The organism is Pseudomonas sp. B19125, assembly GCF_044218855.1.
Taxonomy (GTDB): Bacteria; Pseudomonadota; Gammaproteobacteria; order Pseudomonadales; family Pseudomonadaceae; genus Aquipseudomonas; species Aquipseudomonas edaphica.
This window is the reverse complement of the sequence record NZ_CP162589.1, coordinates 2,982,965-3,004,489: the sequence shown is the minus strand read 5'-3', so window position 1 is coordinate 3,004,489 and position 21,525 is coordinate 2,982,965. Positions and strand designations below refer to the sequence as shown.

24 protein-coding genes are annotated in these 21,525 nt (G+C 61.0%); 9 read left to right on the top strand and 15 right to left on the bottom strand.

Annotated elements, in window-relative coordinates:
* Positions 1-2 precede the first annotated feature (2 nt).
* From nuoK to AB4P96_RS13715, 6 genes are all read left to right on the top strand, one after another.
* The gene (gene nuoK / locus AB4P96_RS13740; RefSeq protein WP_017137520.1) at positions 3-311 is read left to right on the top strand and encodes an NADH-quinone oxidoreductase subunit NuoK; all 309 of its coding nucleotides are present in this window, start codon (positions 3-5) and stop codon (positions 309-311) included.
* On the top strand, positions 308-2,161 hold the full coding sequence (nuoL, locus tag AB4P96_RS13735) for an NADH-quinone oxidoreductase subunit L (protein WP_395600877.1): 1,854 nt from the start codon (positions 308-310) through the stop codon (positions 2,159-2,161). Before nuoK ends, nuoL begins: the two co-directional genes overlap by 4 nt.
* A 49-nt stretch (positions 2,162-2,210) precedes the next feature.
* Positions 2,211-3,743: an NADH-quinone oxidoreductase subunit M gene (gene nuoM, locus AB4P96_RS13730; RefSeq protein ID WP_138814940.1), complete on the top strand. Its 1,533-nt coding sequence runs from the start codon at positions 2,211-2,213 to the stop codon at positions 3,741-3,743.
* A gap of 7 nt (positions 3,744-3,750) precedes the next feature.
* On the top strand, positions 3,751-5,214 hold the full coding sequence (gene nuoN / locus AB4P96_RS13725) for an NADH-quinone oxidoreductase subunit NuoN (protein ID WP_017137523.1): 1,464 nt from the start codon (positions 3,751-3,753) through the stop codon (positions 5,212-5,214).
* A 240-nt stretch (positions 5,215-5,454) separates the two neighbouring features.
* On the top strand, positions 5,455-5,805 hold the full coding sequence (locus AB4P96_RS13720) for a toxin (RefSeq protein ID WP_395600876.1): 351 nt from the start codon (positions 5,455-5,457) through the stop codon (positions 5,803-5,805).
* On the top strand, positions 5,795-6,109 hold the full coding sequence (locus tag AB4P96_RS13715; protein ID WP_065931182.1) for a DNA-binding transcriptional regulator: 315 nt from the start codon (positions 5,795-5,797) through the stop codon (positions 6,107-6,109). Before AB4P96_RS13720 ends, AB4P96_RS13715 begins: the two co-directional genes overlap by 11 nt.
* A gap of 60 nt (positions 6,110-6,169) precedes the next feature.
* Here AB4P96_RS13715 and AB4P96_RS13710 read toward each other — a convergent pair whose 3' ends face one another.
* Positions 6,170-7,204: an AraC family transcriptional regulator gene (locus tag AB4P96_RS13710; protein ID WP_176992565.1), complete on the bottom strand. Its 1,035-nt coding sequence runs from the start codon at positions 7,202-7,204 to the stop codon at positions 6,170-6,172.
* Positions 7,205-7,407: 203 nt separating this feature from the next.
* Here AB4P96_RS13710 and AB4P96_RS13705 point away from each other — a divergent pair, with 203 nt between their 5' ends.
* Complete coding sequence (locus AB4P96_RS13705; protein ID WP_017137527.1) at positions 7,408-8,349, top strand: transporter; 942 nt, start codon at positions 7,408-7,410, stop codon at positions 8,347-8,349.
* 182 nt (positions 8,350-8,531) lie between these two features.
* Here the strand turns inward: AB4P96_RS13705 and AB4P96_RS13700 are convergent, their stop codons facing one another.
* The 4 genes from AB4P96_RS13700 to AB4P96_RS13685 all read right to left on the bottom strand — a co-directional run bounded on the left by AB4P96_RS13700 (position 8,532) and on the right by AB4P96_RS13685 (position 12,822).
* The gene (locus AB4P96_RS13700) at positions 8,532-9,740 is read right to left on the bottom strand and encodes a DSD1 family PLP-dependent enzyme (protein ID WP_170040239.1); all 1,209 of its coding nucleotides are present in this window, start codon (positions 9,738-9,740) and stop codon (positions 8,532-8,534) included.
* Positions 9,741-9,799: 59 nt separating this feature from the next.
* The gene (locus AB4P96_RS13695; protein ID WP_395600978.1) at positions 9,800-11,128 is read right to left on the bottom strand and encodes a D-arabinono-1,4-lactone oxidase; all 1,329 of its coding nucleotides are present in this window, start codon (positions 11,126-11,128) and stop codon (positions 9,800-9,802) included.
* A 76-nt stretch (positions 11,129-11,204) separates the two neighbouring features.
* Positions 11,205-11,558 carry a c-type cytochrome gene (locus AB4P96_RS13690; RefSeq protein ID WP_395600875.1) on the bottom strand — a complete coding sequence of 118 codons (354 nt, stop codon included), beginning with the start codon at positions 11,556-11,558 and terminating at the stop codon, positions 11,205-11,207.
* Between the two features lie 430 nt (positions 11,559-11,988).
* The gene (locus AB4P96_RS13685; RefSeq protein ID WP_395600874.1) at positions 11,989-12,822 is read right to left on the bottom strand and encodes an arylamine N-acetyltransferase; all 834 of its coding nucleotides are present in this window, start codon (positions 12,820-12,822) and stop codon (positions 11,989-11,991) included.
* A gap of 120 nt (positions 12,823-12,942) precedes the next feature.
* Between AB4P96_RS13685 and AB4P96_RS13680 the strand changes: the two genes are divergently transcribed.
* Positions 12,943-13,179 (top strand): DUF6555 family protein, encoded by a 237-nt coding sequence (locus tag AB4P96_RS13680; RefSeq protein WP_017137532.1) that lies wholly within the window; start codon positions 12,943-12,945, stop codon positions 13,177-13,179.
* 980 nt (positions 13,180-14,159) lie between these two features.
* On the opposite strand, the gene AB4P96_RS13675 is transcribed toward AB4P96_RS13680, so the two are convergent.
* Positions 14,160-14,360: a DUF6021 family protein gene (locus tag AB4P96_RS13675; RefSeq protein ID WP_169988239.1), complete on the bottom strand. Its 201-nt coding sequence runs from the start codon at positions 14,358-14,360 to the stop codon at positions 14,160-14,162.
* Positions 14,361-14,375: 15 nt separating this feature from the next.
* Positions 14,376-14,555, bottom strand: coding sequence for a hypothetical protein (locus AB4P96_RS13670; protein ID WP_099550507.1), 180 nt, complete (start codon positions 14,553-14,555; stop codon positions 14,376-14,378).
* Positions 14,556-14,672: 117 nt separating this feature from the next.
* Between AB4P96_RS13670 and AB4P96_RS13665 the strand changes: the two genes are divergently transcribed.
* The gene (locus tag AB4P96_RS13665; RefSeq protein WP_099550508.1) at positions 14,673-15,194 is read left to right on the top strand and encodes a DUF3087 domain-containing protein; all 522 of its coding nucleotides are present in this window, start codon (positions 14,673-14,675) and stop codon (positions 15,192-15,194) included.
* Here the strand turns inward: AB4P96_RS13665 and AB4P96_RS13660 are convergent, their stop codons facing one another.
* From AB4P96_RS13660 to AB4P96_RS13625, 8 genes are all read right to left on the bottom strand, one after another.
* Positions 15,195-16,322, bottom strand: a complete 1,128-nt coding sequence (locus AB4P96_RS13660) for an MFS transporter (protein WP_395600873.1) — start codon at positions 16,320-16,322, stop codon at positions 15,195-15,197.
* A 66-nt stretch (positions 16,323-16,388) separates the two neighbouring features.
* A complete protein-coding gene (locus AB4P96_RS13655; protein ID WP_099550509.1) occupies positions 16,389-17,753 on the bottom strand; it encodes an MFS transporter in 1,365 nt (454 codons plus the stop codon).
* Between the two features lie 242 nt (positions 17,754-17,995).
* Complete coding sequence (locus AB4P96_RS13650) at positions 17,996-18,781, bottom strand: DNA-binding domain-containing protein (RefSeq protein ID WP_176991514.1); 786 nt, start codon at positions 18,779-18,781, stop codon at positions 17,996-17,998.
* On the bottom strand, positions 18,778-19,602 hold the full coding sequence (locus AB4P96_RS13645) for a DUF692 domain-containing protein (protein ID WP_170040719.1): 825 nt from the start codon (positions 19,600-19,602) through the stop codon (positions 18,778-18,780). The genes AB4P96_RS13650 and AB4P96_RS13645 overlap by 4 nt, the downstream gene beginning before the upstream one ends.
* A 113-nt stretch (positions 19,603-19,715) precedes the next feature.
* Positions 19,716-19,988: a hypothetical protein gene (locus AB4P96_RS13640; RefSeq protein WP_017137586.1), complete on the bottom strand. Its 273-nt coding sequence runs from the start codon at positions 19,986-19,988 to the stop codon at positions 19,716-19,718.
* A gap of 39 nt (positions 19,989-20,027) precedes the next feature.
* Entirely contained in the window at positions 20,028-20,789 is a 762-nt protein-coding gene (locus tag AB4P96_RS13635; RefSeq protein ID WP_017137585.1) for an alpha/beta fold hydrolase, read from the bottom strand.
* 21 nt (positions 20,790-20,810) lie between these two features.
* The gene (locus tag AB4P96_RS13630) at positions 20,811-21,212 is read right to left on the bottom strand and encodes a DoxX family protein (RefSeq protein WP_395600872.1); all 402 of its coding nucleotides are present in this window, start codon (positions 21,210-21,212) and stop codon (positions 20,811-20,813) included.
* Complete coding sequence (locus tag AB4P96_RS13625) at positions 21,209-21,481, bottom strand: DUF2282 domain-containing protein (protein WP_017137583.1); 273 nt, start codon at positions 21,479-21,481, stop codon at positions 21,209-21,211. The genes AB4P96_RS13630 and AB4P96_RS13625 overlap by 4 nt, the downstream gene beginning before the upstream one ends.
* Between the last annotated feature and the right edge of the window lie 44 nt (positions 21,482-21,525).

Genomic DNA, 21,525 nt, shown 5'->3' with positions numbered 1-21,525 from the left:
CGATGCCTGCTATCCCTTTGGAGCATGGTCTGGCGGTCGCCGGCATCCTGTTCTGCCTTGGCCTGGTCGGCCTGATGGTTCGCCGTAACATTCTGTTCGTGTTGATGAGCCTGGAAATCATGATGAACGCCGCCGCACTGGCGTTCGTTGTTGCAGGTAGCCGATGGGCGCAGCCGGATGGGCAAGTCATGTTCATCCTGGTGATCAGCCTGGCAGCCGCCGAGGCCAGTATTGGCCTGGCGATCCTGCTGCAACTGTATCGTCGCTTCCACACGCTTGATATCGACGCTGCCAGTGAGATGCGCGGATGAACATGATCTTTCTGACTTTCGTATTTCCCCTGATCGGTTTCCTGCTGCTGTCGTTCTCCCGTGGACGCTGGTCGGAAAACCTTTCTGCCTTGATCGGCGTGGGTTCCATTGGCTTGTCGGCGATCGTCGCCGCCTACGTCATCTGGCAATTCAACGTGGCGCCGCCGGAAGGCGGCCACTACACCCTGGTGCTGTGGCAATGGATGTCGGTGGACGGCTTCAAGCCCAACTTCGCCCTCTACGTCGACGGCCTGTCGATCACCATGCTCGGCGTGGTGGTGGGTGTAGGCTTCCTGATCCACCTGTTCGCGTCCTGGTACATGCGTGGTGAGGCCGGCTACTCGCGCTTCTTCTCGTACACCAACCTGTTTATCGCCAGCATGCTGTTCCTGGTACTCGGCGATAACCTGTTGTTCCTGTACTTCGGCTGGGAAGGCGTGGGCCTGTGCTCGTACCTGTTGATCGGTTTCTACTACAGCAACCGCAACAACGGTAACGCGGCACTCAAGGCCTTTATCGTCACCCGCATCGGCGACGTGTTCATGGCCATCGGCCTGTTCATCCTGTTCCAACAAATGGGCACGCTGAACATCCAGGAACTGCTGGTGCTGGCACCGCAGAAATTCCAGGTTGGTGACTTCTGGATCACCCTGGCGACCCTGATGCTGCTGGGCGGCGCTGTGGGTAAATCCGCACAACTGCCGCTGCAAACCTGGCTGGCGGACGCGATGGCCGGTCCTACGCCGGTGTCGGCGCTGATCCACGCGGCAACCATGGTGACTGCGGGTGTCTACCTGATCGCGCGTACCCACGGCCTGTTCACCCTGGCGCCGGAAATCCTGCATCTTGTAGGACTGGTCGGTGGTGTGACCTTGGTTCTGGCGGGTTTTGCCGCGCTGGTACAGACCGACATCAAGCGTATCCTCGCCTACTCGACCATGAGCCAGATTGGCTACATGTTCCTGGCCCTGGGCGTTGGCGCCTGGGACGCGGCGATTTTCCACCTGATGACCCACGCCTTCTTCAAGGCCCTGCTGTTCCTTGCCTCCGGTGCAGTGATCGTTGCCTGCCACCACGAGCAGAACATCTTCAAGATGGGCGGCCTGTGGAAGAAACTGCCATTGGCCTACGCCAGCTTCATCGTCGGGGGTGCCGCCCTGGCCGCCCTGCCGTTGGTGACCGCAGGTTTCTACTCCAAGGACGAAATCCTCTGGGAAGCGTTCGCCAGCGGTAACCAGAACCTGCTGTATGCAGGCCTGGTCGGTGCGTTCATGACCTCGCTGTACACCTTCCGCCTGATCTTCATCACCTTCCACGGTGAAGCCAAGACCGAAGCGCACGCAGGCCACGGCATCTCCCACTGGTTGCCACTGTCGGTGCTGATCATCCTGTCGACCTTCATCGGCGCCATGATCACCCCGCCTCTGGCCGGTGTACTGCCGGAAAGCGCCGGGCATGCCGGTGGCGCCGCCAAGCACAGCCTGGAAATCGCCTCGGGCGCCATCGCCATCGCCGGTATCCTGCTGGCCGCGCTGCTGTTCCTCGGCAAGCGTCGCTTCGTGACGGCTGTGGCCAACAGTGGCATTGGTCGCTTCCTGTCAGCCTGGTGGTTCGCTGCGTGGGGCTTCGACTGGATCTACGACAAACTGTTCGTCAAGCCATACCTTGCTATCAGCCACCTTCTGCGCAAAGACCCGCTCGACCAGACCATCGGTTTGATCCCGCGAGCCGCCAAGGCCGGTCACACCGCCCTGAGCCGCAGCGAGACCGGTCAACTGCGTTGGTATGCAGCCTCCATGGCCATCGGTGCCGTGCTGGTGATCGGCGCCATCGTTGTGGTAGCGGTCTGACTATGAACCTTTTGAACTTTGCGAACCTGCGAAAGGAAACGAGCCTGTCATGATTCTGCCCTGGCTAATCCTGATCCCCTTTATCGGCGGCCTGCTCTGCTGGATGGGTGAACGCTTCGGCGCCACCCTGCCCCGCTGGATTGCGTTGCTGACCATGTCCCTGGAACTCGCGCTCGGCCTCTGGCTGTGGGCGCACGGTGACTATTCATTCGCTCCGGCACCGGGTGTCGATCCAACCTTCGCGCTTGAATTCAAGCACGTGTGGATCCAGCGCTTCGGCATCAACGTGCACCTGGCCCTCGACGGCCTGTCGCTGTTGATGATTTTGCTGACCGGCTTGCTGGGTATCCTCTCGGTACTCTGCTCCTGGAAAGAAATTCAGCGTCACGTGGGCTTCTTCCACCTGAACCTGATGTGGATTTTGGGCGGCGTTGTCGGCGTGTTCCTGGCGCTGGACCTGTTCATGTTCTTCTTCTTCTGGGAAATGATGCTGGTGCCGATGTACTTCCTCATCGCGCTCTGGGGTCACAGTTCTTCGGACGGCAAGAAAACCCGGATCTACGCGGCGACCAAGTTCTTCATCTTCACCCAGGCTTCCGGCCTGATCATGTTGGTGGCGATCCTGGGTCTGGTACTGGTCAACTTCAACACCACTGGCGTGATTACCTTCAACTACGCCGACCTGTTGAAAACCAAGATGTCGCTGACCACCGAGTACATCCTGATGCTGGGCTTCTTCATCGCCTTCGCGGTGAAGCTGCCGGTGGTGCCGTTCCACTCCTGGTTGCCTGACGCTCACGCCCAGGCACCGACCGCAGGTTCCGTCGACCTCGCCGGTATCCTGCTTAAGACTGCTGCTTATGGCCTGCTGCGTTTCGCCCTGCCACTGTTCCCGAATGCCTCGGCCGAGTTCGCGCCGATCGCCATGACCCTGGGTCTGATCGGGATCTTCTACGGTGCGTTCCTGGCTTTTGCGCAAACCGACATCAAGCGTCTGATTGCCTTCTCGTCCGTTTCCCACATGGGTTTCGTACTGATCGGCATCTACTCCGGCAGCCAACTGGCGCTGCAAGGCGCGGTGATCCAGATGTTGGCCCACGGTGTTTCGGCCGCGGCACTGTTTATCCTCAGTGGTCAGCTGTACGAGCGCCTGCACACCCGTGACATGCGTGAAATGGGTGGCGTGTGGTCGCGCATCGCGTACCTGCCGGCCATCAGCCTGTTCTTCGCCGCCGCATCCCTGGGCTTGCCGGGCACCGGTAACTTCATCGGCGAGTTCCTGATCCTGATGGGTTCGTTCGTACACACGCCGTGGATCAGCGCCATTGCTACCTCGGGCCTGGTGTTTGGTTCGGTCTACTCGCTGATCATGATCCACCGCGCCTACTTCGGCCCGGCCAAGTCCGACACCGTCCTGCAAGGGATGGATGCTCGCGAACTGATCATGGTGCTCGGCCTTGCGGTGCTGCTGATCTACATCGGTGTGTACCCGCAACCGTTCCTGGACACTTCTGCCGCGACGATGCATGGCGTGCAGCAGTGGATCGGCACCGCCTTCTCTCAACTCGCTTCGGCCCGGTAAGAGCGCTATGGAATTCACGATCCAACACTTTATCGCGCTTGCGCCGCTGCTGATTACCAGCCTCACCGTTGTGGCGGTGATGCTGGCAATCGCCTGGCGCCGCAATCACTCGCAAACGTTCCTGCTGTCGTGTGCCGGTCTTAACCTGGCCCTGCTGTCGATCATTCCGGCACTCAAGGTCGCGCCATTGGCCGTGACCCCGCTGATGATGGTCGATGACTTCGCGCTGCTGTACATCGCGTTGATCCTCGTTGCCACCCTGGCCTGCGTCACCCTCGCCCACGCCTACCTCGGCGAAGGCGGCACCGGCTACCCCGGCAACAAGGAAGAGCTGTACCTGCTGATTCTGCTGGCTGCGGCCGGTGGCATCGTGCTGGTCAGCGCTCAGCACCTGGCCGGCTTGTTCATCGGCCTGGAACTGCTGTCGATCCCGACTTACGGCCTGGTGGCCTACGCGTTCTTCAACAAGCGCTCGCTGGAAGCCGGCATCAAGTACATGGTGCTGTCGGCGGCCGGTTCCGCGTTCCTGTTGTTCGGTATGGCGCTGCTCTACGCAGAGGCCGGCAACCTGAGCTTCACCGGTATCGGTCACGCCCTGGCGGCCACCAACATGCCTGCACCGATTGCCCAACTGGGCCTGGCGATGATGCTGATCGGCCTGGCGTTCAAGCTGTCCCTGGTGCCGTTCCACTTGTGGACCCCGGACGTGTACGAAGGCGCCCCGGCGCCAGTGGCGGCGTTCCTGGCCACCGCGTCCAAGGTTGCCGTGTTTGCTGTGATGGTGCGTCTGTTCCAGATCTCGCCTGCGGCCAACACCGGCGTGCTGAGCACCGTGCTGACCGTGATCGCCATTGCGTCGATCCTGTTCGGTAACCTGCTGGCCCTGACCCAGAACAACCTCAAGCGTCTGCTCGGTTATTCCTCCATCGCGCACTTCGGCTACCTGCTGATCGCCCTGGTGGCGAGCAAAGGCCTGGCCGTGGAAGCCATGGGCGTGTACCTGGTTACCTACGTGATCACCAGCCTGGGTGCATTCGGCGTGATTACGCTGATGTCCTCGCCGTTCAAAGGCCGTGACGCCGACGCCCTGTACGAATACCGCGGCCTGTTCTGGCGCCGTCCGTACCTGACCGCCGTGCTCACCGTGATGATGCTGTCCCTGGCTGGTATCCCGCTGACCGCAGGCTTTATCGGTAAGTTCTACATCGTGGCTACCGGTGTTGAAGCCCACGAATGGTGGTTGGTTGCATCCTTGGTACTGGGCAGCGCCATCGGCGTGTTCTACTACCTGCGCGTGATGGTCACCCTGTACCTGATCGAGCCAAACCTGCGCCGTGTGGATGCCGAGTTGCACTGGGAACAGAAGGCAGGCGGCGTGATGCTGCTGGCCATCGCCCTGCTCGCGTTCTTCCTGGGCGTGTACCCACAACCGTTGCTCACCCTGGTGCAGCACGCGGTACTGGGCGTTTGATCGCTTAGATTAATGCAGTAAACGAAACGGCGCCTTCGGGCGCCGTTTTGCGTTTCTGGACTTTCAATTCTTTTGCCCTCCCCTGTGCGCTGAAATTTCCTTCCTCCTCTACTTCTTTGTCTGGCATCTAGCCGCTGAACCTAGCCGTATGGTGATTGTGTTTTAGGAAAGTTCCCACAGCCAGGTCACTTGACCCCGGGCGCGTGGGCCACCACACTATACGCAGGCTACGTACAGAACATGGATGCTCTATTTATCGAGTTGCCGGCCTTTGAACGGCATCGCAGGGACTATCTGAGTGACGAGCTATTCCAAGGCTTTCAACAGGAGTTGATGAAGAATCCGCAAGCGGGCGACGTCATCGAGGGAACCGGCGGGTTGCGCAAGGTCCGTTTCGTCGATGAGCGACGCAACAAAGGCAAACGCGGAGGCTTGCGGGTCATTTACTACTGGTGGTCGGGCGGCACGCAGTTCTGGTTATTCACCCTGTACGGCAAACACGAACAGGATGACCTTACCCCCAATCACAAGAAAGCCTTAAAACAAATGCTGGACAGGGAAATCAAAGCGAGAACACATCATGAAACGTGAAATCTTTTCCGAACTGGTCGAAGGCTTCGACGCCCTGGCCGAAGAACGCCAAGGCAAAGTCACCCTGCGGACCCACAAGGTCCATCTCAACAACCTGGCCCCCCTGAGCGCCGACGAAGTGGTGGCCGTGCGCCAACAGCTCAACCTCTCGCGCTCGGTGTTCGCCATGTACCTGCGTACCAACGTGCGCACCCTGGAAAACTGGGAACAAGGCCGGGCCAAGCCCAACGCCCAGGCCACCACCTTGATTCGGCTGGTGGCGCGCTTTCCGGAAACCGTGGCGCAGCTCGCGGCCTTGGGTTGATGGACAAAGCCCCGACAGGTTCGGGGCTTCTTCATGCAGGCTTATCGGCTCCCCCGAGGACTAGGCCCCTCCTCCTTCGCCACGAAACGCACTCGGGCTCACCCCTGTCCAGCGCTTGAAGGCCCGCCGAAAACTGCGCACATCGCTATAACCGACTTCCTCGGTAATACGTTCGATCGACAGCCCCGGATTCCCCAGCAACCCCATGGTACGTGCACGTCGCACTTGCTCCTGCAACGCTTCGAACGTCAGCCCGTGTTCGGTCAGGCGCCTGCGCAGGGTGCGCCCACTCATGTTCAAGTCGCCGGCGACCTTCTCCAGCTGGCTGCCCTGCAAATCCCGCGAAATAGCGCGTTCAACGGCCTGGATCAGGTCCATCTTCTGGTGCAACTGCGCGCTCTCCAACTCCAGCAACTCCAGGGCCTGGCGCAACGCCAAGGCGTGGTGATTAGGCAGGCGTTTATCCAGCCAATGCGGGGCCAGCACCATGCGATTGTGCAGGCAGCCAAAGCGCACATCCGCGCCAAACAGGCGTTGGTACTCAGCCTGGTAAGGCGGCGCAGCGTGCACGAACTCCATGCGCAGGGGCATAAACGTCTCCCCCACGAGCGCGCGGCCATACACCATCAGGCTGGCGAAGAACTCTTCGGCCGCAAACACCTGCACCTCGGCAAACGGCAGCAGGCATTCGACGTCGACGTGTACTTCTTCCAAGGTCTCATGGGTACGGGTGGTGGCGATGCCGCCTGAGGTGTGCTGATGGCGCTCGCCAATGGCAAATGCATCGCGCAGGGTTTTGCACAGGGAGATCACATGGCCGAGCAGGCCGAGGGTGCCCAGCACGTTCTGATGCCCCACCCACAGGCCCAGCCCCTGATCGGGAAGCACCTTGAGTGCGCGCTGGATCATCGCCACAGCCTGGCGATAGGAAATACGCTGGGCCGGGTCATCCAGGTCGGCCAGGGTAAACCCCAGGCCTCGGCACAACGCTTCGGCATTCGCGCCCTTTTGCGCTACCACCTGCCCGAGGGTCTGCAACAGGAAGGGCGACACCAGCGCCAATTCAAATTGCGGGTCAACGGCTTTCCTTTGCATGGCTTACGGGTTCCCGACTGAGTACTTCAGTTCTTGTTTTAGAAACATCCTGTTAATCATAGGCGCTTGCAAGAGCCGCTGCATCCTGAGTGAAACCTGTCCGGCAAAGTCCCCCTATCTGGCCGCCAAAACCCTGCCCCGCCGGGCGCTGAAGGCATATTTCTAACGTCAGCGGTGCCCTAACAATAATAAAGAGGCCAGACATGAACCCCACCCGTGCACTTCCCCCCCTGCAACTGGCGTTGTTGAGCCTGCTCAGCCTGCCGGCCCTGGCCACCGAAGGCGGCGTCGACAACATCGGCCCCGGCACCGATGGCTTCTACATCCTGCCGCTGGACGTGAACAACCTGCCCGACCATATGTTCGCGTTCAACCTGTATTACAACCACTACCAGGCACGCAAACTGGACATCAGCTCCCTCGGCGGCAAGGTCTCGCAAGTGCGGATCAAGTCCGACGCGATCATCCCACGCCTGGACTACCTGAGCCCCGTGCGTGTGTTCGGCGGGCGCCTGGGCGGCTACATCGCCCAGCCGTATATCAAGCAACAGGTGTCGCTGTTCGGTATGTCCGACACCCGCGAAAGCATGGGCGACACCACCCTGGCGCCGATCATCCTGTGGGACATGGGCAAAAACCTGACCCTGGCCGCCGCCGTGGAAATCACCCTGCCCACCGGCGAATACGACGCCACGCGCCTGGCCAACACCAGCAACAACTTCTACACCTACAAGCCGCTGGTCTCGGCGACCTGGATGCCCAATGAACGCACCGAACTGTCGATCAAGACCACCTACAGCTTCAACGAAGAAAACCACGACACCGACTACCGCTCCGGCCAGATTTTCCATTTCGACTACTCGGCCAGCTACAAGGTGACCGACAACCTGAGCCTGGGGGTCAACGGCTATTACCTCAAGCAGACCACCGACGATAAGCAGTACGGGCGCACGGTGGTAAACATCTATGGTGATGAAGTGAATGATGGGGTCAAGGGACAAGTGTTTGCCATTGGCCCGGCGGTGTATTTCACCTTCTTGAAATACGCCAGTGCAGAGGTGCGCTGGGCTAAAGAGTTTGATGTGAAGAACCGGCCGGAAGGCGATATGTTGTGGGCCAAGCTCACCATTCCCTTTGCCCTGTAAAAACCCGACTTGAAACAGGAACACTGACGTGTGTGGGAGTGTGATTGTGTGGGAGCTGGCTTGCCTGCGATAGCATCACCGCGGTCTAACCTTGAGACCGAGGCGTCTGCATCGCAGGCAAGCCAGCTCCCACACAAGCCAGCCCCCCCACAATCACACTCCCACATTTCGAGCGCTTTGCGTCAGGCATAAACAGGCCAGGTCTCGACGATTTTCCCGTCCCGCACCCCCAGCAAATCCCCAAACTGCAACAACACAAACTCACTCTGGGTCGGGCGCAAAAACACTTGATCCTCAATATTCAATCCCACCGCTGGCGAGCCGTTGACCATCTCCTGATTGGAACTGCGCCCAAACAGCTCATTGCTTTGCAGCCCCTGCGGCGACTCGAATTGCGCCATCCAGTTACCGCCATAAATAAAGAACGTCTCGCGCTGATTCGGATCCCACCACGAAAACACCCGCGACTTGCCATCCAGCGCCGGAATCTCCACCGACCCGGTGCTTTTCAACACTGGCGTGGCGATAAACGCTGCCGGCACATGCTCGCTCAACGACGGCAAATCGTAATGCGTGGGCTTGAGCAACGCGGTACCCACCGACACCTCGGTACTGAGTGTTTCCTGCTCGTGAATCCGATAGCTGGGGCTGCCAGCCGTGTTCAACGTCAGCCCCTCACGCCATAACCCGGCAAACTGCTGACGGGTGAAATCAACATGGCCGTTGTAGCGCTGCATCACCTGCTCAAACAGCGCCTGGGGCGAACCGAGAATACCCGGCACGCCCATGCCCACAAACGGGTCGTAGCCCATAAATCCGGCAAACTCCAAGTGCTGCGGGTTGGCGCTGATCAGCGTGAGCATCCGCCCCAGCACCGCGTTATCGCTAATGCCGCCGCGATGCAGCCCCACATCCAGCTCGATGTTCACCCGCAACCGCGTGCCCAACCCTTGCGCCAACGCCAGGTAGTGCTGCAACCGCTCTGGCGTGTCCAGTAGCCACTGCAATTGCCTGGCCGGGTCAAACGGACCTTTATGGGTTTGATAAAACAGCTCGGCCGAGCGCACCGGCAACGGCTTGCCCATGAGGATGTCGGCCTCGGGAAACACCTGCGCATCGTGGTTCAGAAACGGTTGATGAAACGACATCAGCCGCGCAGTACCCGCGCGCTTGGCGATATACGCCAGCAACCCCGGCGACGGCAGCGACTTCTCCACCAGGCGCAAATGCTTGCCACCACGCTGCACCGACTGCATCACCACGTCGATATTGTGATCAAGGCGGTCCAGGTCGATCAGCATCACCGGGCGCATCGGTCCATGGGCTTTGAGTTCATCATTAAGGCTGCGGAAATACTCGCTGTACGGGCCGCCGCGATCACTGGGGCGCAGCCACCAGCCACCCGCCACTGCCGCCACTGCGGCGCCCAGCACAAAATGTCGGCGTTTCATCAGGCCACTCCCAGGATGGATTGCAGGTGCGCATTGAGGAACTTGCCGCTCGGGTCCAGCTCGCGGCGCACGCGGGTGAATTCGTCCCAGCGCGGGTACAGCGGCTGCAAGGTGCGCGCGTTAAGGGTGTGCAATTTGCCCCAGTGCGGGCGGCCGGCGTACTTCCAGAAAATCGGCTCCACGACTGCAAAGAAGTTGTGATGGTCCATGGCGTAATGCTGATGGACCGAAATCGAACAGCTGTCGCGGCCTTCGAACATGCTCAAAGGGATGTCATCGGCCTTGACGTAGCGATACTCGATAGGAAACCAGGTGCGCAGATCCTTGTCGGTGATCAGCTTGAGGATTTCCCGCAGGCACGCCGGGCCATGTTCGGCGGGCACCGAATATTCCATCTCGTTGAAACGCACGTTGCGCACATTGGCATAGACCTGGAACGACTCGGCCACGCGGTCCTGGAAGCTGGCAAAAAAACGCAGGCTGTTGAGCAAGGTGCGGCGGGTGCCCGGGAAATCACTGCCATACTTGTCGAGCTTTTCGATGATCGACACAAACTCATTGCCGCCCGCCTCCGCCGGGTCGACGGGAGGCGTTTCGGGGTCATCGGTTTCGTTGAGGGCGATGGACAGCGCGTAGTCGGAATGGGTGACCACGAGCATTTCCCAGTGCTGGTTTTCGCGGGTGTTCTTGTGCACATCCTCCAGCAACTCTTCGGTCTTGGCGATCCACTGACGCTCACGCAAGCGGTACGATGCGCGGTTCTGCGAGCGGATCTGGGTGACCACGCCCAGCGCACCGAGAGATACCCGGGCGGCGCTGAACAGCTCGGGATGGCGTTGCGCATCGCAGTCCAGCACGTCGCCTTGGGCGGTGACCAGTTGCAGGCCGGTGACGCAACCGGAATACGAGGTAAAGCCCACACCGGTGCCATGGGTGGAGGTGGAAATCGCCCCGGCCAGGGTCTGGTAATCGATGTCCGCCATGTTCGGCAGCGCCTGGCCGATGGCCTTGAGCGCCGGGCCCATGCGCGACATCGGCGTGCCGGCGGCAAAGGTCGCTTGCAAGGTTGCGGGGTCATGGTCCAACAGCCCATTGAAGTAACTCAGCGACAACAAGGTGCCGTCGGTGGGCACCAGGGCACTGAACGAATGTGCCGAGCCTACGGGCCGAATAGTGCTCGGTGCCTGGCGAATCATTTGCACCAATTCATCCAGGTCTTTGGGCGCCAGGCGCGCCAGCGGCAGGCAGGTCTGCGCGCCCGACCAGTTGCGCCACGGGATCAACCGTGGCGCGCGGGCCAACTGGGCCAGTACCGGGTTGCTCGACAGGGCCAGAAAAACCCCGGCCACTGCCGAGCGTTGCAAGAGTTGCCGCCGTGAAAGCGCCATCCACCACCTCTTTTTATTATTGGAGTTGAACACCGGCCATAAAGCTGATCAGCGCCAGAAACTGCGCTTCGGAACACTGCATGCACAGCCCCATCGGCGGCATGCCGTTGTAGCCGTTGATGCTGTGGTCCAGCAGCGTGTCGGCGCCCTGGGCGACGCGCGGGCTCCAGGCAGCCTTGTCACCCGCCAACGGCGCGCCGGCCGCCGGGTTGGCGTGGCATAGCTTGCAGCTGGTGTCGTAGACCTGGGCCAGTGCCGGGTCGGTGGGCACGGTCGAGGTCGCAGCAGTGCGTTCGGGGGCAGGTTTGGGCGTGTCGTCACAGGCCGTCAGCAGGCTGAGTACGAGCAACAGTAACGCGGTGCGGGGCATGGCCACCCTCTCTTATTGTGCTGTGGAAGCTGTTTGCACACTAAGGCAGCGAAGGCAGGGCGTTGAGGGTTTTGGGGGACACAAAGGGGGCTTGTGCGGACAGTCGAATGCTCGGCGTAAGGGTTGGTGCGGTCCTTGAGGTCTACCGTGTCGCTGCCCACCTTCGAGTTTGAAATCGTTATAGCTGCCCTGCAGGCCCAGGACGGAAATCAGGCCAGTCGGTGCTGCGGCGAACACCACAGCAGGCGCGGTGACCAGCGCCAGCAGTGAGGAACCCTTGAGGAATTTTCCGAATAGCTTGGACATCGTTTTACATCTCCTTGTCTGGTGAGCAAATTATTCAGGAACCGGTTCGAACCTCGGCTTTTGCCAAAGGCTCGAATTAATTTGCATTGACATGAAGGTAAAACGGCTCAGCGAAGGCTCTAGCTCAAGGCTCCCTGGAGTTTTCCATTACTAAGCCATCAAGGGTTTGGCGAAGCTGCGGATGACTTGGCAAACGAATACCGAAGGTGCCCTGCAGCAATTCCAGTAACTCATCAGCACTCTCGACTGCGCGCTTTTCGCTGGGCTGGTCAAGGCAGTGAACCGCGTAATTGGCATTGGCCAAGGTATGGCGTTTACCCGGTGCCAATCGCGCCGCTTTCAGCTGACCGACAAAAACGGAAGCCGGGTGCGTCGACACGTACCAATTGCCGATGGTGTAGTCGATATCGGCCTGCACTTGCAGGTCGAACACATATAAGCCACGCCATTCCTCACCCACCTGCGCCCACAGGGTGTAATCGGCACCGTTGAAGGTCAGGCGATAAGGTTCATGGGCGGTGGCCTGGGGCATCTCGGTATCCAGCTGCAACGGACTGCTGGGCACCATGCCGCCGAAGCCGACATCGGTGACATAACGCACGCCGTCCAGGGTCACCAGGCTCAGGCGATGGGTGCGCCCGGTGCGCGCATCAGGCGGCCCGCCCATCACCACCCAGCCGGTAAGCCCGCGGGCGTCGAAGCCCAGCTCCTGCAACAGCGCCAGGAACAGGTAGTTAAGCTCGAAACAGTAACCACCACGCCCGTCCAGCAAGACCTTTTGCTCGATGCTGGGCAGGTCAATCGGCACCGGTGAATGCAGCAATGTCGACAGGCTCTCAAAGGCGAAGGTGCACACGTGACGCAGCTGCAGGTCTTGCAAGGTTTTGAGCGTGGGTGGCGGGGCTGAGTCGTAGCCCAGACGCTGCAGGTAGAGCTGGCTGTGAGTCAATAGGGACATGGCGCGATCCTTGGGCGCGTGGCGGATGCGTCACTATGCCGCGCCAGTGTGCGACTTGTCATTTTGAGTGAACCTTTTTGAACGCCCGCCTATCCATCTATAACAAGACAGGGAGGCAACATGAGTACCGCAAAAATCTACACCATTCACTATCAACTGCACGGTCAACCGAAGTCCTTTGTGGTACGCGCCGAAGTGATGAATAACGCTGAAGCGTGGCATTGGGCGGCGGTCGATGCTGACATTGCCCATGTCAGCCGCATTGGGCGCGTGGGTCATGAGCAGGTCAAGAAAACTACCCGGCCTTGGGCGGAGAAGTTTGGGATCAGCGAGGTGACCTGGGTGCCGCCCAAGTAGGTTTCGTTTGGATGTGATCAGGCCCCGCTTTTGCGGGGTTTGGTTTGTGGGGGGTGTTGGGGGGTGTGTATATCCGTTATTTAGGTAACGGCGGCTTATGGTTCCGCTCTTACAGCGACTCACTTTTCGAAGGACCGAAAAGTAAGCAAAAGGTCCTCGCCCCAACACTCGGTGCCTCGCTGTGGCTCGGCATGCCCGCAATCCGCCAGTGATTTGGGGGGCCGCCGCGATGGGCCATCCTTGGCCCAGCGCGGCTAAACCGGCATCCCTGCCGGTTTACCCCCCAAATCCCTGTCAGATTCCGGCCATCGTGTTTGACGGGGCGATTTCAGATCAAGATCAAAAACACAGATCAAAAGACCGCTGACTTCGTCATCGAAAAGGATGTAAGGGCCAGAGCAACAGCAACAGCAACAGCAACAGCAACAGCAACAGCAACAGCAACAGCAACAGCAACAGCAACAGCAGAGCCATACTCGGTCAAAGGTGGGAGCTGGCTTGCCTGCGATGGCATCAACTCGGTGTACCTGAAGCACCGAGGTGTCTGCATCGCAGGCAAGCCAGCTCCCACAGAAAAGCAGATCCCAGGTGTATGCAAATCCGCTTTTCGCTTTTCGCTTTTGATTCAACCACTCAGGTCGGCTTTCAGGCCGCCGTGCTCTGCTTTTGATCTTGCTTTTGATCTGAGGCGCCCCGTCAACCACGATGGCCGAACGCAGGCTTGAATCCGTGGGTAACCCGGCAGGACGCCGGGTTAGCCGCGCTGGGCCAAGGATGGCCCATCGCGGCGGCCCACGGATTCAAGCCGGAGTGAGGGCACACCGAGCATTAGCGAGGTGCCGAGTGGTGGGGCGAAGACCTTTTGGTTACTTTTGGCTGGGCCGGCATTCCGGGCGTTTGCCAAAAGTGACCCGCTGTAAGAGCGGAACCATAAGCCGCCGTTACCGCAGCAACGGATATGTACACCAAAAGCGCCAACATCACCTAGGCTTCTTAAGATCCCCCAACGGATCATAATCCACCTTTTTCCGCTGCTCCTTGTCCTTATCCAACGGCGCAATCGCCGGCCCAACAGGATCAACCTGCGGGTCCGACACATCAGGCGAATCCGGATCAAACCCCAATTCATTCTCGCCGCTGGCATGCTCGCCCGAACCCGGGCCTTTCGGATGATTACTCACAGTCACCTCCTGAACCTATAGCGGGCGCGCCCTGTCATGCAGGTTTTCCAGGTCTTCCTCAACCCGCTCCACATCATCTTCGTCCTGACGCTCGGCCGGGTCATTGGGCCGCAACGCATCGTTGTCACGCTCCTCCTCTCCCGGCGTACGGTCAGGGTCAGGTGTACCCGGCGGCGGTTGCTTGTACTCAGACATGATGGCTTACCTCAAAAGGGCTACACAGATTTAGAGAAACCACCCCAAGCCATCGTTCAACTTGTTTGCCCAAAGCATGCGAAGATGCCACCCCGCCTTTCTTGAGACCTGACCCGGATGTTCGAGCTCAAACCCTGCGACCCCGCAACCTTCCGCCAACAAACCCGCCGCAGCACGCTGATCATCGCCGTGCTGTTCATGGCCCTGGCCATGCTGCTATCAACCCTGGCGGTGATGCTGTTCGGCGAACCCGGCGGCGATAATTTGCGTTTCAACATCGGCGGCGTATTCGCCGGGGTGCTGATCACCGTCGCCCTGGTGCGCGGCCCATTTTGGACCCAACCATGGCTGGCGCCTGCAGTGTACGGCTGGCAGCTCAAGCGCAACCTGATGCGCGTGACCAATGTGATGCACACCCTCAAGGACCGCGCACAGGCCAACGACCCCACTGCCCTCAAAGTGCTGCGTTTTTACCACTTGGGCCTGACGCAGATGCATGACCTGGACGCCAACTCCAGCGCCCAGGCGCAACTGGTCGGCGAGATGGAAGCGCATAGGGCGAAAATGCAGGCCCTGGGCATCGACACCGAACAAACCCGCTTCGACCCCGCCTGGCTGGAAGGTTTCAAAAAACCATAATCAGTTGGAAACCTTCGCGCGCCAGCAGAACACGGCGCTGACGGCAATCGCCGCGCCTGCCAGACCGAACACCCACGGCGCCGACGCCACCGGTAGCAGCAACCCCGCCATCAGCGGCCCAAGGCCAGCGCCGACATCGCGCCACACCGCGTTGGAGGCCAGGGCCGAAACGCGCATCGAACCAGGGTTGCGCTCAGCCACCAAAGTGGTCACCAACGGCAATTGCAAGGCGCGCAGCACCAGCACCGCGGCCGCGCCGACGATCACCCAATAACTGCCAAATGCCGTCAGCGCCAAGGCACTCAAGAACGAAAACAACAGCAGCATCGAGGTGGCACCAAAACGCTGCGCCGCACGCCCACCCAGCGGGCTCAGGAGCATCTCCGAGGCATAGCGCAGTGCCATCAGGCCGCCGGCGATCAGTACCGCATCGCCGCCAAGAATCTTCTGCGCCTGGATCGACAGGCCAAAGATAAACAGCCCGTCCAACGCCACGCCTTCGATAAACGACCACACCGCCACGCTGTCCGGCCACTTGAAGCGGCGCCCGGTGCTGTGCAAATCATGCCCGGCGGTCGGCAAACCACGTGCCACCCACACGCCCGCCAGGCAGCAGCCGGCCAGAATCAGGAAGATAGGTCGCGGCCCGGCCCACAGGGTCAGCCAGCCCCCCAGCGGCAGCGCCAGCATCGGCCCGAGGGCGATCACCGCCCTGGAGCGCCCTGCCCTGCGCGCCGCGCCCGCAGGCTCAGAGGTGGCCAACACTTGGGTCGACAGGTTCAGCGCGGCAAAACACAGGCCCCAGATCAGCCGCAGCCCCAACAAAGCGGCAAAACCTGACAGCATCGAGTTGCCCAAGGCGCACACCGTGGCGGCACCGGCGGCGATCATGCAGGTCAGCCGGTCGCCATTACGGGCGTAGAAATTCAACACATGGCGGTAGCCGAAAATCCGCACCAGGCGGTTGGCTGCAAGCAATACCCCGGCCTGGGCCAGGGTGATGCCAAAGGCCTGGGATTCCATGGGCAGCAGCAAGTAGAGCAACACATCACTGGGCAGGCATAACGCGAGGGTCAGTGCGGCACGTCGGGAGGTGGTATCAGCAGTGCGTAGAGCCAGGCTGGACATAAATCTGAAACATCCCGAAATATTCAGGCCGCCACGTTAGCGTTGCCGCCGCGTGTTTTACAAGGGCTAAACCTTGTGTTTATACGGCAACAAGCGCAACCCACTGGCCACACTGCCCACCAGCGCAAACCCACAGCCCAGCCACAGCGCGTATTGCGGGCCGCTGCCCAGGGAGAGGTGAAAGCAGAACGCCACCAACGACGCCCCCAGCGTTTGCCCCAGCAAACGTGAAATCGCGACGATGCCACTGGCCCCACCGCTGCGGGCCAACGGCGCGCTGGTCATGATCGCCTTGAGGTTGGGTGACTGGAAAAAGCCGAAACCGGCGCCGCACAAGGCCATGCGCCAGCCAATATCGAAGGCGCTGGCGCCGCTGCCCAAGGTCGCCAACGCCGCCATGCCCGCGCTGAGCATCAGCAAACCGATGCCGCACAACAGGCCCAGCGACACACGATCCGCCAGCCGCCCCGCCACCAGGGCCATTACCGCCACCACGGCAGGCCACGGCGTCATCAAAAAACCGGTTGCCACCTGGCTGTGCCCCAGCACCGCCTGCAACAGAAACGGCAGCGATACAAAGGCCAGGCCCTGGGCGCTGAACGCACAGATGGCCGTGAGAGAAGACAGCGCAAACACCGGGCGCTTGAACAAGTCCACGGCCAGCATCGGCGCCGGGTGACCGGCTTCACGGCGCAACAGCAATGCGCCGCACACCATCGCCAGCGCAATCAAACCGAGGGTCAGTGTGCCTTGGGCGCCATGCACCGCCGTGCCCAGGCCCAGCACCAACAGCGCGAACAGACCAGCACACAACAGCGCCGAAAACCGATCGAACGCGTGACCGGTCAACGGCAGTGTCGGCAATGACCGCAGGCCCAGCCCCAGGGCCAGCAGCCCCAGCGGCACGTTGATCAGGTACAGCCAATGCCAGCTCGCCACCGACAGAATCGCCGACGCGGCGGTCGGCCCCAGCGTGAAGGCCAACCCCACCACCAGCGAGTTATAGCCCAGGCCGCGCCCGAGCATTTTTGACGGGTAGATATGCCGCAACAACGCCGTGTTGACACTCATCACCGCCGCCGCCCCGAGCCCTTGGGCCACCCGCGCGGCAGTCAGGGTGAGCAAAGAACCGGCCAACCCGCAAAACAGCGACGAGACAATAAACAGCAGCAAGCCGCCGAGGTACACGCGCCGGTGGCCCAGCACATCACTGAGCGACGCGAACGGCAGCACCGTGGCGATAATCGCCAACTGGTAGGCGTTCACCACCCAGATCACCGAGGCCGAATCAGTGCCGATACCTTGTGCCAGCGTCGGCAGCGCCGTATTGACGATGGCGGTGTCCAGGGTTGCCATGCCAATGCCCAAAGACAAGGCGATCACCGCCGGCAAGCGTTTATTGGAAGGCAGCCCATCGGCAACAGAAGACATGAACAATCCGCACAGGTGACAAAGGCCCTTAGATTAAGGGTTGCGCGAATTTTTTTCAGTGGCCGATTACCTGGCTGTCCGAATTTTCATGTTTGGATGGCTAAGACTATCCAGACCTTCGCTGCGAACGGGGCTGTAGTGGAGAACTGGCTTGTTGTGGCGAGCGGGCTTGCCCCGCGTTGGGCTGCGAAGCGGCCCCAAAACCTGGCTGACCAGGTCCGTCAGGAATACCCGAGGTGGCTTCACTGGGAGTGCTTCGCACTCCAACGCGGGGCAAGCCCGCTCGCCACAGGGTCAACGATCAACTCACTGCCTAACCACCCGGCCAGGTATTCACCGGCCTGGGCCACTCCCGCCTCTTCACCCAGGCGCGCCACCAGAAACTCGCACAGCCCGGCAAAGCTGCCGTCGGCCTGCAGGTGCAACACGGCCTCAAGCTCCAACGCACTGACCTGACGTAAACGTGAGGTGTACTGACGCCGCCACACTAACAATCCACCTGCCTGTTCCAGCATCATTGCCTGCGGCGCAAGCGCGTCTTGCCACAGTGCCGACCAGATAGCCTCAGCATTGGTAGTCAGCCCATGGCAGCGCAACGACGGCGTCAGGCGCAAAACGGCGCTGTCCCAATCCAGCTCGGCCAGGGCTTGCAACGGCAAGGGCGTCGCATCGGCGGCGACAAACGCCTCATTCAGCGCCGACTCGATCCAGGCCAGTTCATGCACATCCGGGTTATTCGGCAATACGGTCTTCAAGGTCGCGTAAAACCCTTCGGGATACGCATCCAGGGTCCAGGCATGCGGGGGTTGCTGGTCGATATGGGTAATGCTGGCCGCCAGAAACGCCTCCTCGCCCAGCCAACGTCGCACAATCGGAAACGCCTGTTCCAGGCAACCCACCAGCTGCGCGCGATAGTTGTTCTGGTACACCGCCAGGCCTGCGTGCCGGTCGCCCAACAGTCGGGCCGAATCATCCGACGCACTCACCAGCCACGTGTGAAATGCCTGCTGCCACTGCGCCAGGTTCATTGCGCCAGCCCCAAAGCCCGCGCCATTGACAGCTCCTCAAGCAATTCGGCCAGCGGCGGGATGGCATCATCGCGCTCAATCATCGTGGCCACCGGCCCGATTAGCGCTATGGCCTTGGCATACAAATCCCAAACCCCGGCGCACACCGGGCTGTCGTGGCTGTCGATCAACAGCTCACGGCCCTGGCTATGGCCGGCCAAGTGAATCTGGCGCACGCGCTCAGCGGGAATGCCTTCGAGAAAGGCCAGGGCATCAAAGCCATGATTGCTGGCACTGACAAACACATTATTGACGTCCAGTAGCAACTCGCACCCCGTGCGCTCGGCCATAGCGGCGATAAATGCGCATTCGCTCATGCTGGCACCGTCAAACGCCAGGTAGCTGGACGGGTTTTCCACCAGCAGCGTGCGGCCCAACACCTCCTGGGCCTGGTGGATATTGGCGCAAACGCGGTCCAGAGCCTCGTCCGTATAGGGCACCGGCAACAAATCGTGGGCATTGAACCCCCCGCTGCGCGACCAACTCAGGTGGTCGGAGACAAACAGCGGCTCCACCTCATCCACCAGCGCTTTGAGACGCCGCAGGTACTCCGGGTCCAGCCCTTCGGCCGTGCCGATCGACATCGACACCCCGTGCAGCGCCACCGGGTAACGCTCGCGAATCTGGCGCAGGATGTGCCGTGGTTGCCCACCTGCGACCATAAAATTCTCAGAAATCACTTCGACAAAATCCACGGGCACCAAGGTTTCCAGGAAGTCGCAGTAATGCTCCTTGCGCAGCCCCAGGCCATAGCCGGAAAAGCGCGGGTTAAATGTCGGCATCATCGGTACTCCAGCAAAAACTGTGGCGAGGGAGCTTGCTCCCGCTCGGCTGCGCAGCAGTCGCCCGTTTCTGGAGGCGCTGCACAAGCAAGCTTGCTCGCCACAGGAAGGCGTTATTTCGGCTCAGTCAACGTGCCACCGGCCTTGAGGCATTCAGACGGCGTCTTGACGATCACGCCCTCGCCCTTGCAACTGTTGAGGCCCTTGCAGTCGTGCTTGGCGGTGGCGCACAGGCTTTCGCCCTTGCAACTGTTGACGCCGTAGCATCGGCCGGGCTTTTCCTGCTGGTCGGCGGCGCTGGCGGCACTGGCGAATGACGCCGACGCCATGGCAATCAGGGCGGCGGCGGCGGCGAGGCTCAGACGGGATTTAAGTGCAGTGTTCATGGTTATTTCCTTTTGAGGTCTTGTGTGGGGTGAGAGGGATTATTTGATAACGGAAGCCGCGTCTTCGATGACCTTCGCCACAGCCTCAGGCTGGGAGATGTACACCAAGTGGCTAGCCTTGATTTCGGTGACCTTGGAACCCGCGCGCTGGTACATCCAGCGTTGCAGCGCGGGGCTGAGCGCACGGTCTTCGGTGGACACCACGGCATACGTCGGCTTCTTGTGCCACGCCGCCGCCCACACGGTGCCGCCGAACAAGGCGGTGGTAGCCGGCACTTGGGAGGCGGCCATGAAGTCGGTGCGGTTGGGGGTCAGGTCGGCGGCAAAATCGGCGTTGTATTTGCTGCGATCAAAGAACAGGTGGCCGTCGCGACTCTGCTTGATGTCATCGCTGGGCGCCGGCATCGAGCCGATCAACTGGGCCATGTTCTCGCCCACTTCCGGCTGCAGCGCCGAGACGTAGACCATCGACTTGACCTTGTCGCGGTCGCCGGCAATCGAGATCACCGCGCCACCGGAACTGTGGCCCACCAACACCACGGGGCCGACTTGTTGCTCCAGCACTTCACGTGCCTCGGCCACATCCGCCGCGAGGTTTTCGTGGCCCTGGTGCACCACGGTGACCTTGTAGCCCTTGTGAATCAGGATGTCGTGCACCACACGCCAGCCGGAACCGTCGACAAACGAGCCGGGCACGATCACCACACTTTTGCCGGTGCCGGGCTGCGGTGTATCGGCCGCCTGGGCCAGCACGGGGACAGTCAGGGCCATGGCCATGGCCAAAGAAGAAAGCATGCGCATCGGGTATCTCCATCAGGGTTGTTAAGGTTTGCCGAACAGCCGGCGATCCAGCGACCACGCCCCGCCGCCATAGGCCAGCAGCGGCAGCAACAGGCCCGCCCAGGTCAGGTGCGTCGGCCAGGCGGGGTATACGAACACCTCGATCACCAGGGTCATGCCCAGCAGCGCGGCGGCCGCCGGGCGCGTCAGCAGGCCCACTAGCAGCAACAGCGGAAACAGGTGTTCGGCGTAGGTCGCCAGGTGCGCGGCCCAGTCCGACGGGATCAGCGGCAAGGCGTATTCCGAACGGAACAAGGTGTAGGTCGACGGTTTGAGGCTCATAAATCCGCTGACCTTGGTGCGTCCCGACAGGAAGAACACCGCTGCGATGCCCAGCCGGGCCACCAGCAACAGCAGCGCTTGGGGCAACAGGCGCTGGATCACGGCTGTTCCGTCAGGCTGCCGAAGCCTTTGGGCGTCTTGATCTGGGTGCAGGTGCCCTTGTCGACCAATACCCAGGCGTTGCCCTGGTAATCGGCGGTGGCGGTACCGGCGCACGAGGTGCCTTTACCGGCAGCGCAGTCGTTGGCACCGGCGAGGGCGACGCCGAAGCATTTTTCCTGGGGCTTGGCGTCGTCGGCATGGGCCATCGCCGCAAAGGCGCTGAGGGACAGGGCGAAAGTGGCCGCAAGGGCCGCGTAGGGTCGCTTCATCGGTGGATCTCCTGGCTTGACTGAGTGTGGCCAGGGCGCGTGTG

Excerpts from the sequence above, each read along its gene's own strand:
- nuoK (WP_017137520.1), top strand. The coding sequence starts at position 3 with ATGCCTGCTATCCCTTTGGAGCATGGTCTGGCGGTCGCCGGCATCCTG.
- AB4P96_RS13715 (WP_065931182.1), top strand. The coding sequence starts at position 5,795 with ATGAAACGTGAAATCTTTTCCGAACTGGTCGAAGGCTTCGACGCCCTG.
- AB4P96_RS13720 (WP_395600876.1), top strand. The coding sequence starts at position 5,455 with ATGGATGCTCTATTTATCGAGTTGCCGGCCTTTGAACGGCATCGCAGG.
- AB4P96_RS13710 (WP_176992565.1), bottom strand. The coding sequence starts at position 7,204 with ATGCAAAGGAAAGCCGTTGACCCGCAATTTGAATTGGCGCTGGTGTCG.
- AB4P96_RS13685 (WP_395600874.1), bottom strand. The coding sequence starts at position 12,822 with ATGTCCCTATTGACTCACAGCCAGCTCTACCTGCAGCGTCTGGGCTAC.
- AB4P96_RS13660 (WP_395600873.1), bottom strand. The coding sequence starts at position 16,322 with ATGTCCAGCCTGGCTCTACGCACTGCTGATACCACCTCCCGACGTGCC.
- AB4P96_RS13690 (WP_395600875.1), bottom strand. The coding sequence starts at position 11,558 with ATGCCCCGCACCGCGTTACTGTTGCTCGTACTCAGCCTGCTGACGGCC.
- AB4P96_RS13670 (WP_099550507.1), bottom strand. The coding sequence starts at position 14,555 with ATGTCTGAGTACAAGCAACCGCCGCCGGGTACACCTGACCCTGACCGT.
- AB4P96_RS13625 (WP_017137583.1), bottom strand. The coding sequence starts at position 21,481 with ATGAAGCGACCCTACGCGGCCCTTGCGGCCACTTTCGCCCTGTCCCTC.
- AB4P96_RS13640 (WP_017137586.1), bottom strand. The coding sequence starts at position 19,988 with ATGAACACTGCACTTAAATCCCGTCTGAGCCTCGCCGCCGCCGCCGCC.
- AB4P96_RS13650 (WP_176991514.1), bottom strand. The coding sequence starts at position 18,781 with ATGAACCTGGCGCAGTGGCAGCAGGCATTTCACACGTGGCTGGTGAGT.
- AB4P96_RS13665 (WP_099550508.1), top strand. The coding sequence starts at position 14,673 with ATGTTCGAGCTCAAACCCTGCGACCCCGCAACCTTCCGCCAACAAACC.
- nuoM (WP_138814940.1), top strand. The coding sequence starts at position 2,211 with ATGATTCTGCCCTGGCTAATCCTGATCCCCTTTATCGGCGGCCTGCTC.
- AB4P96_RS13705 (WP_017137527.1), top strand. The coding sequence starts at position 7,408 with ATGAACCCCACCCGTGCACTTCCCCCCCTGCAACTGGCGTTGTTGAGC.
- AB4P96_RS13680 (WP_017137532.1), top strand. The coding sequence starts at position 12,943 with ATGAGTACCGCAAAAATCTACACCATTCACTATCAACTGCACGGTCAA.
- nuoN (WP_017137523.1), top strand. The coding sequence starts at position 3,751 with ATGGAATTCACGATCCAACACTTTATCGCGCTTGCGCCGCTGCTGATT.
- AB4P96_RS13635 (WP_017137585.1), bottom strand. The coding sequence starts at position 20,789 with ATGCGCATGCTTTCTTCTTTGGCCATGGCCATGGCCCTGACTGTCCCC.
- nuoL (WP_395600877.1), top strand. The coding sequence starts at position 308 with ATGAACATGATCTTTCTGACTTTCGTATTTCCCCTGATCGGTTTCCTG.
- AB4P96_RS13645 (WP_170040719.1), bottom strand. The coding sequence starts at position 19,602 with ATGCCGACATTTAACCCGCGCTTTTCCGGCTATGGCCTGGGGCTGCGC.
- AB4P96_RS13655 (WP_099550509.1), bottom strand. The coding sequence starts at position 17,753 with ATGTCTTCTGTTGCCGATGGGCTGCCTTCCAATAAACGCTTGCCGGCG.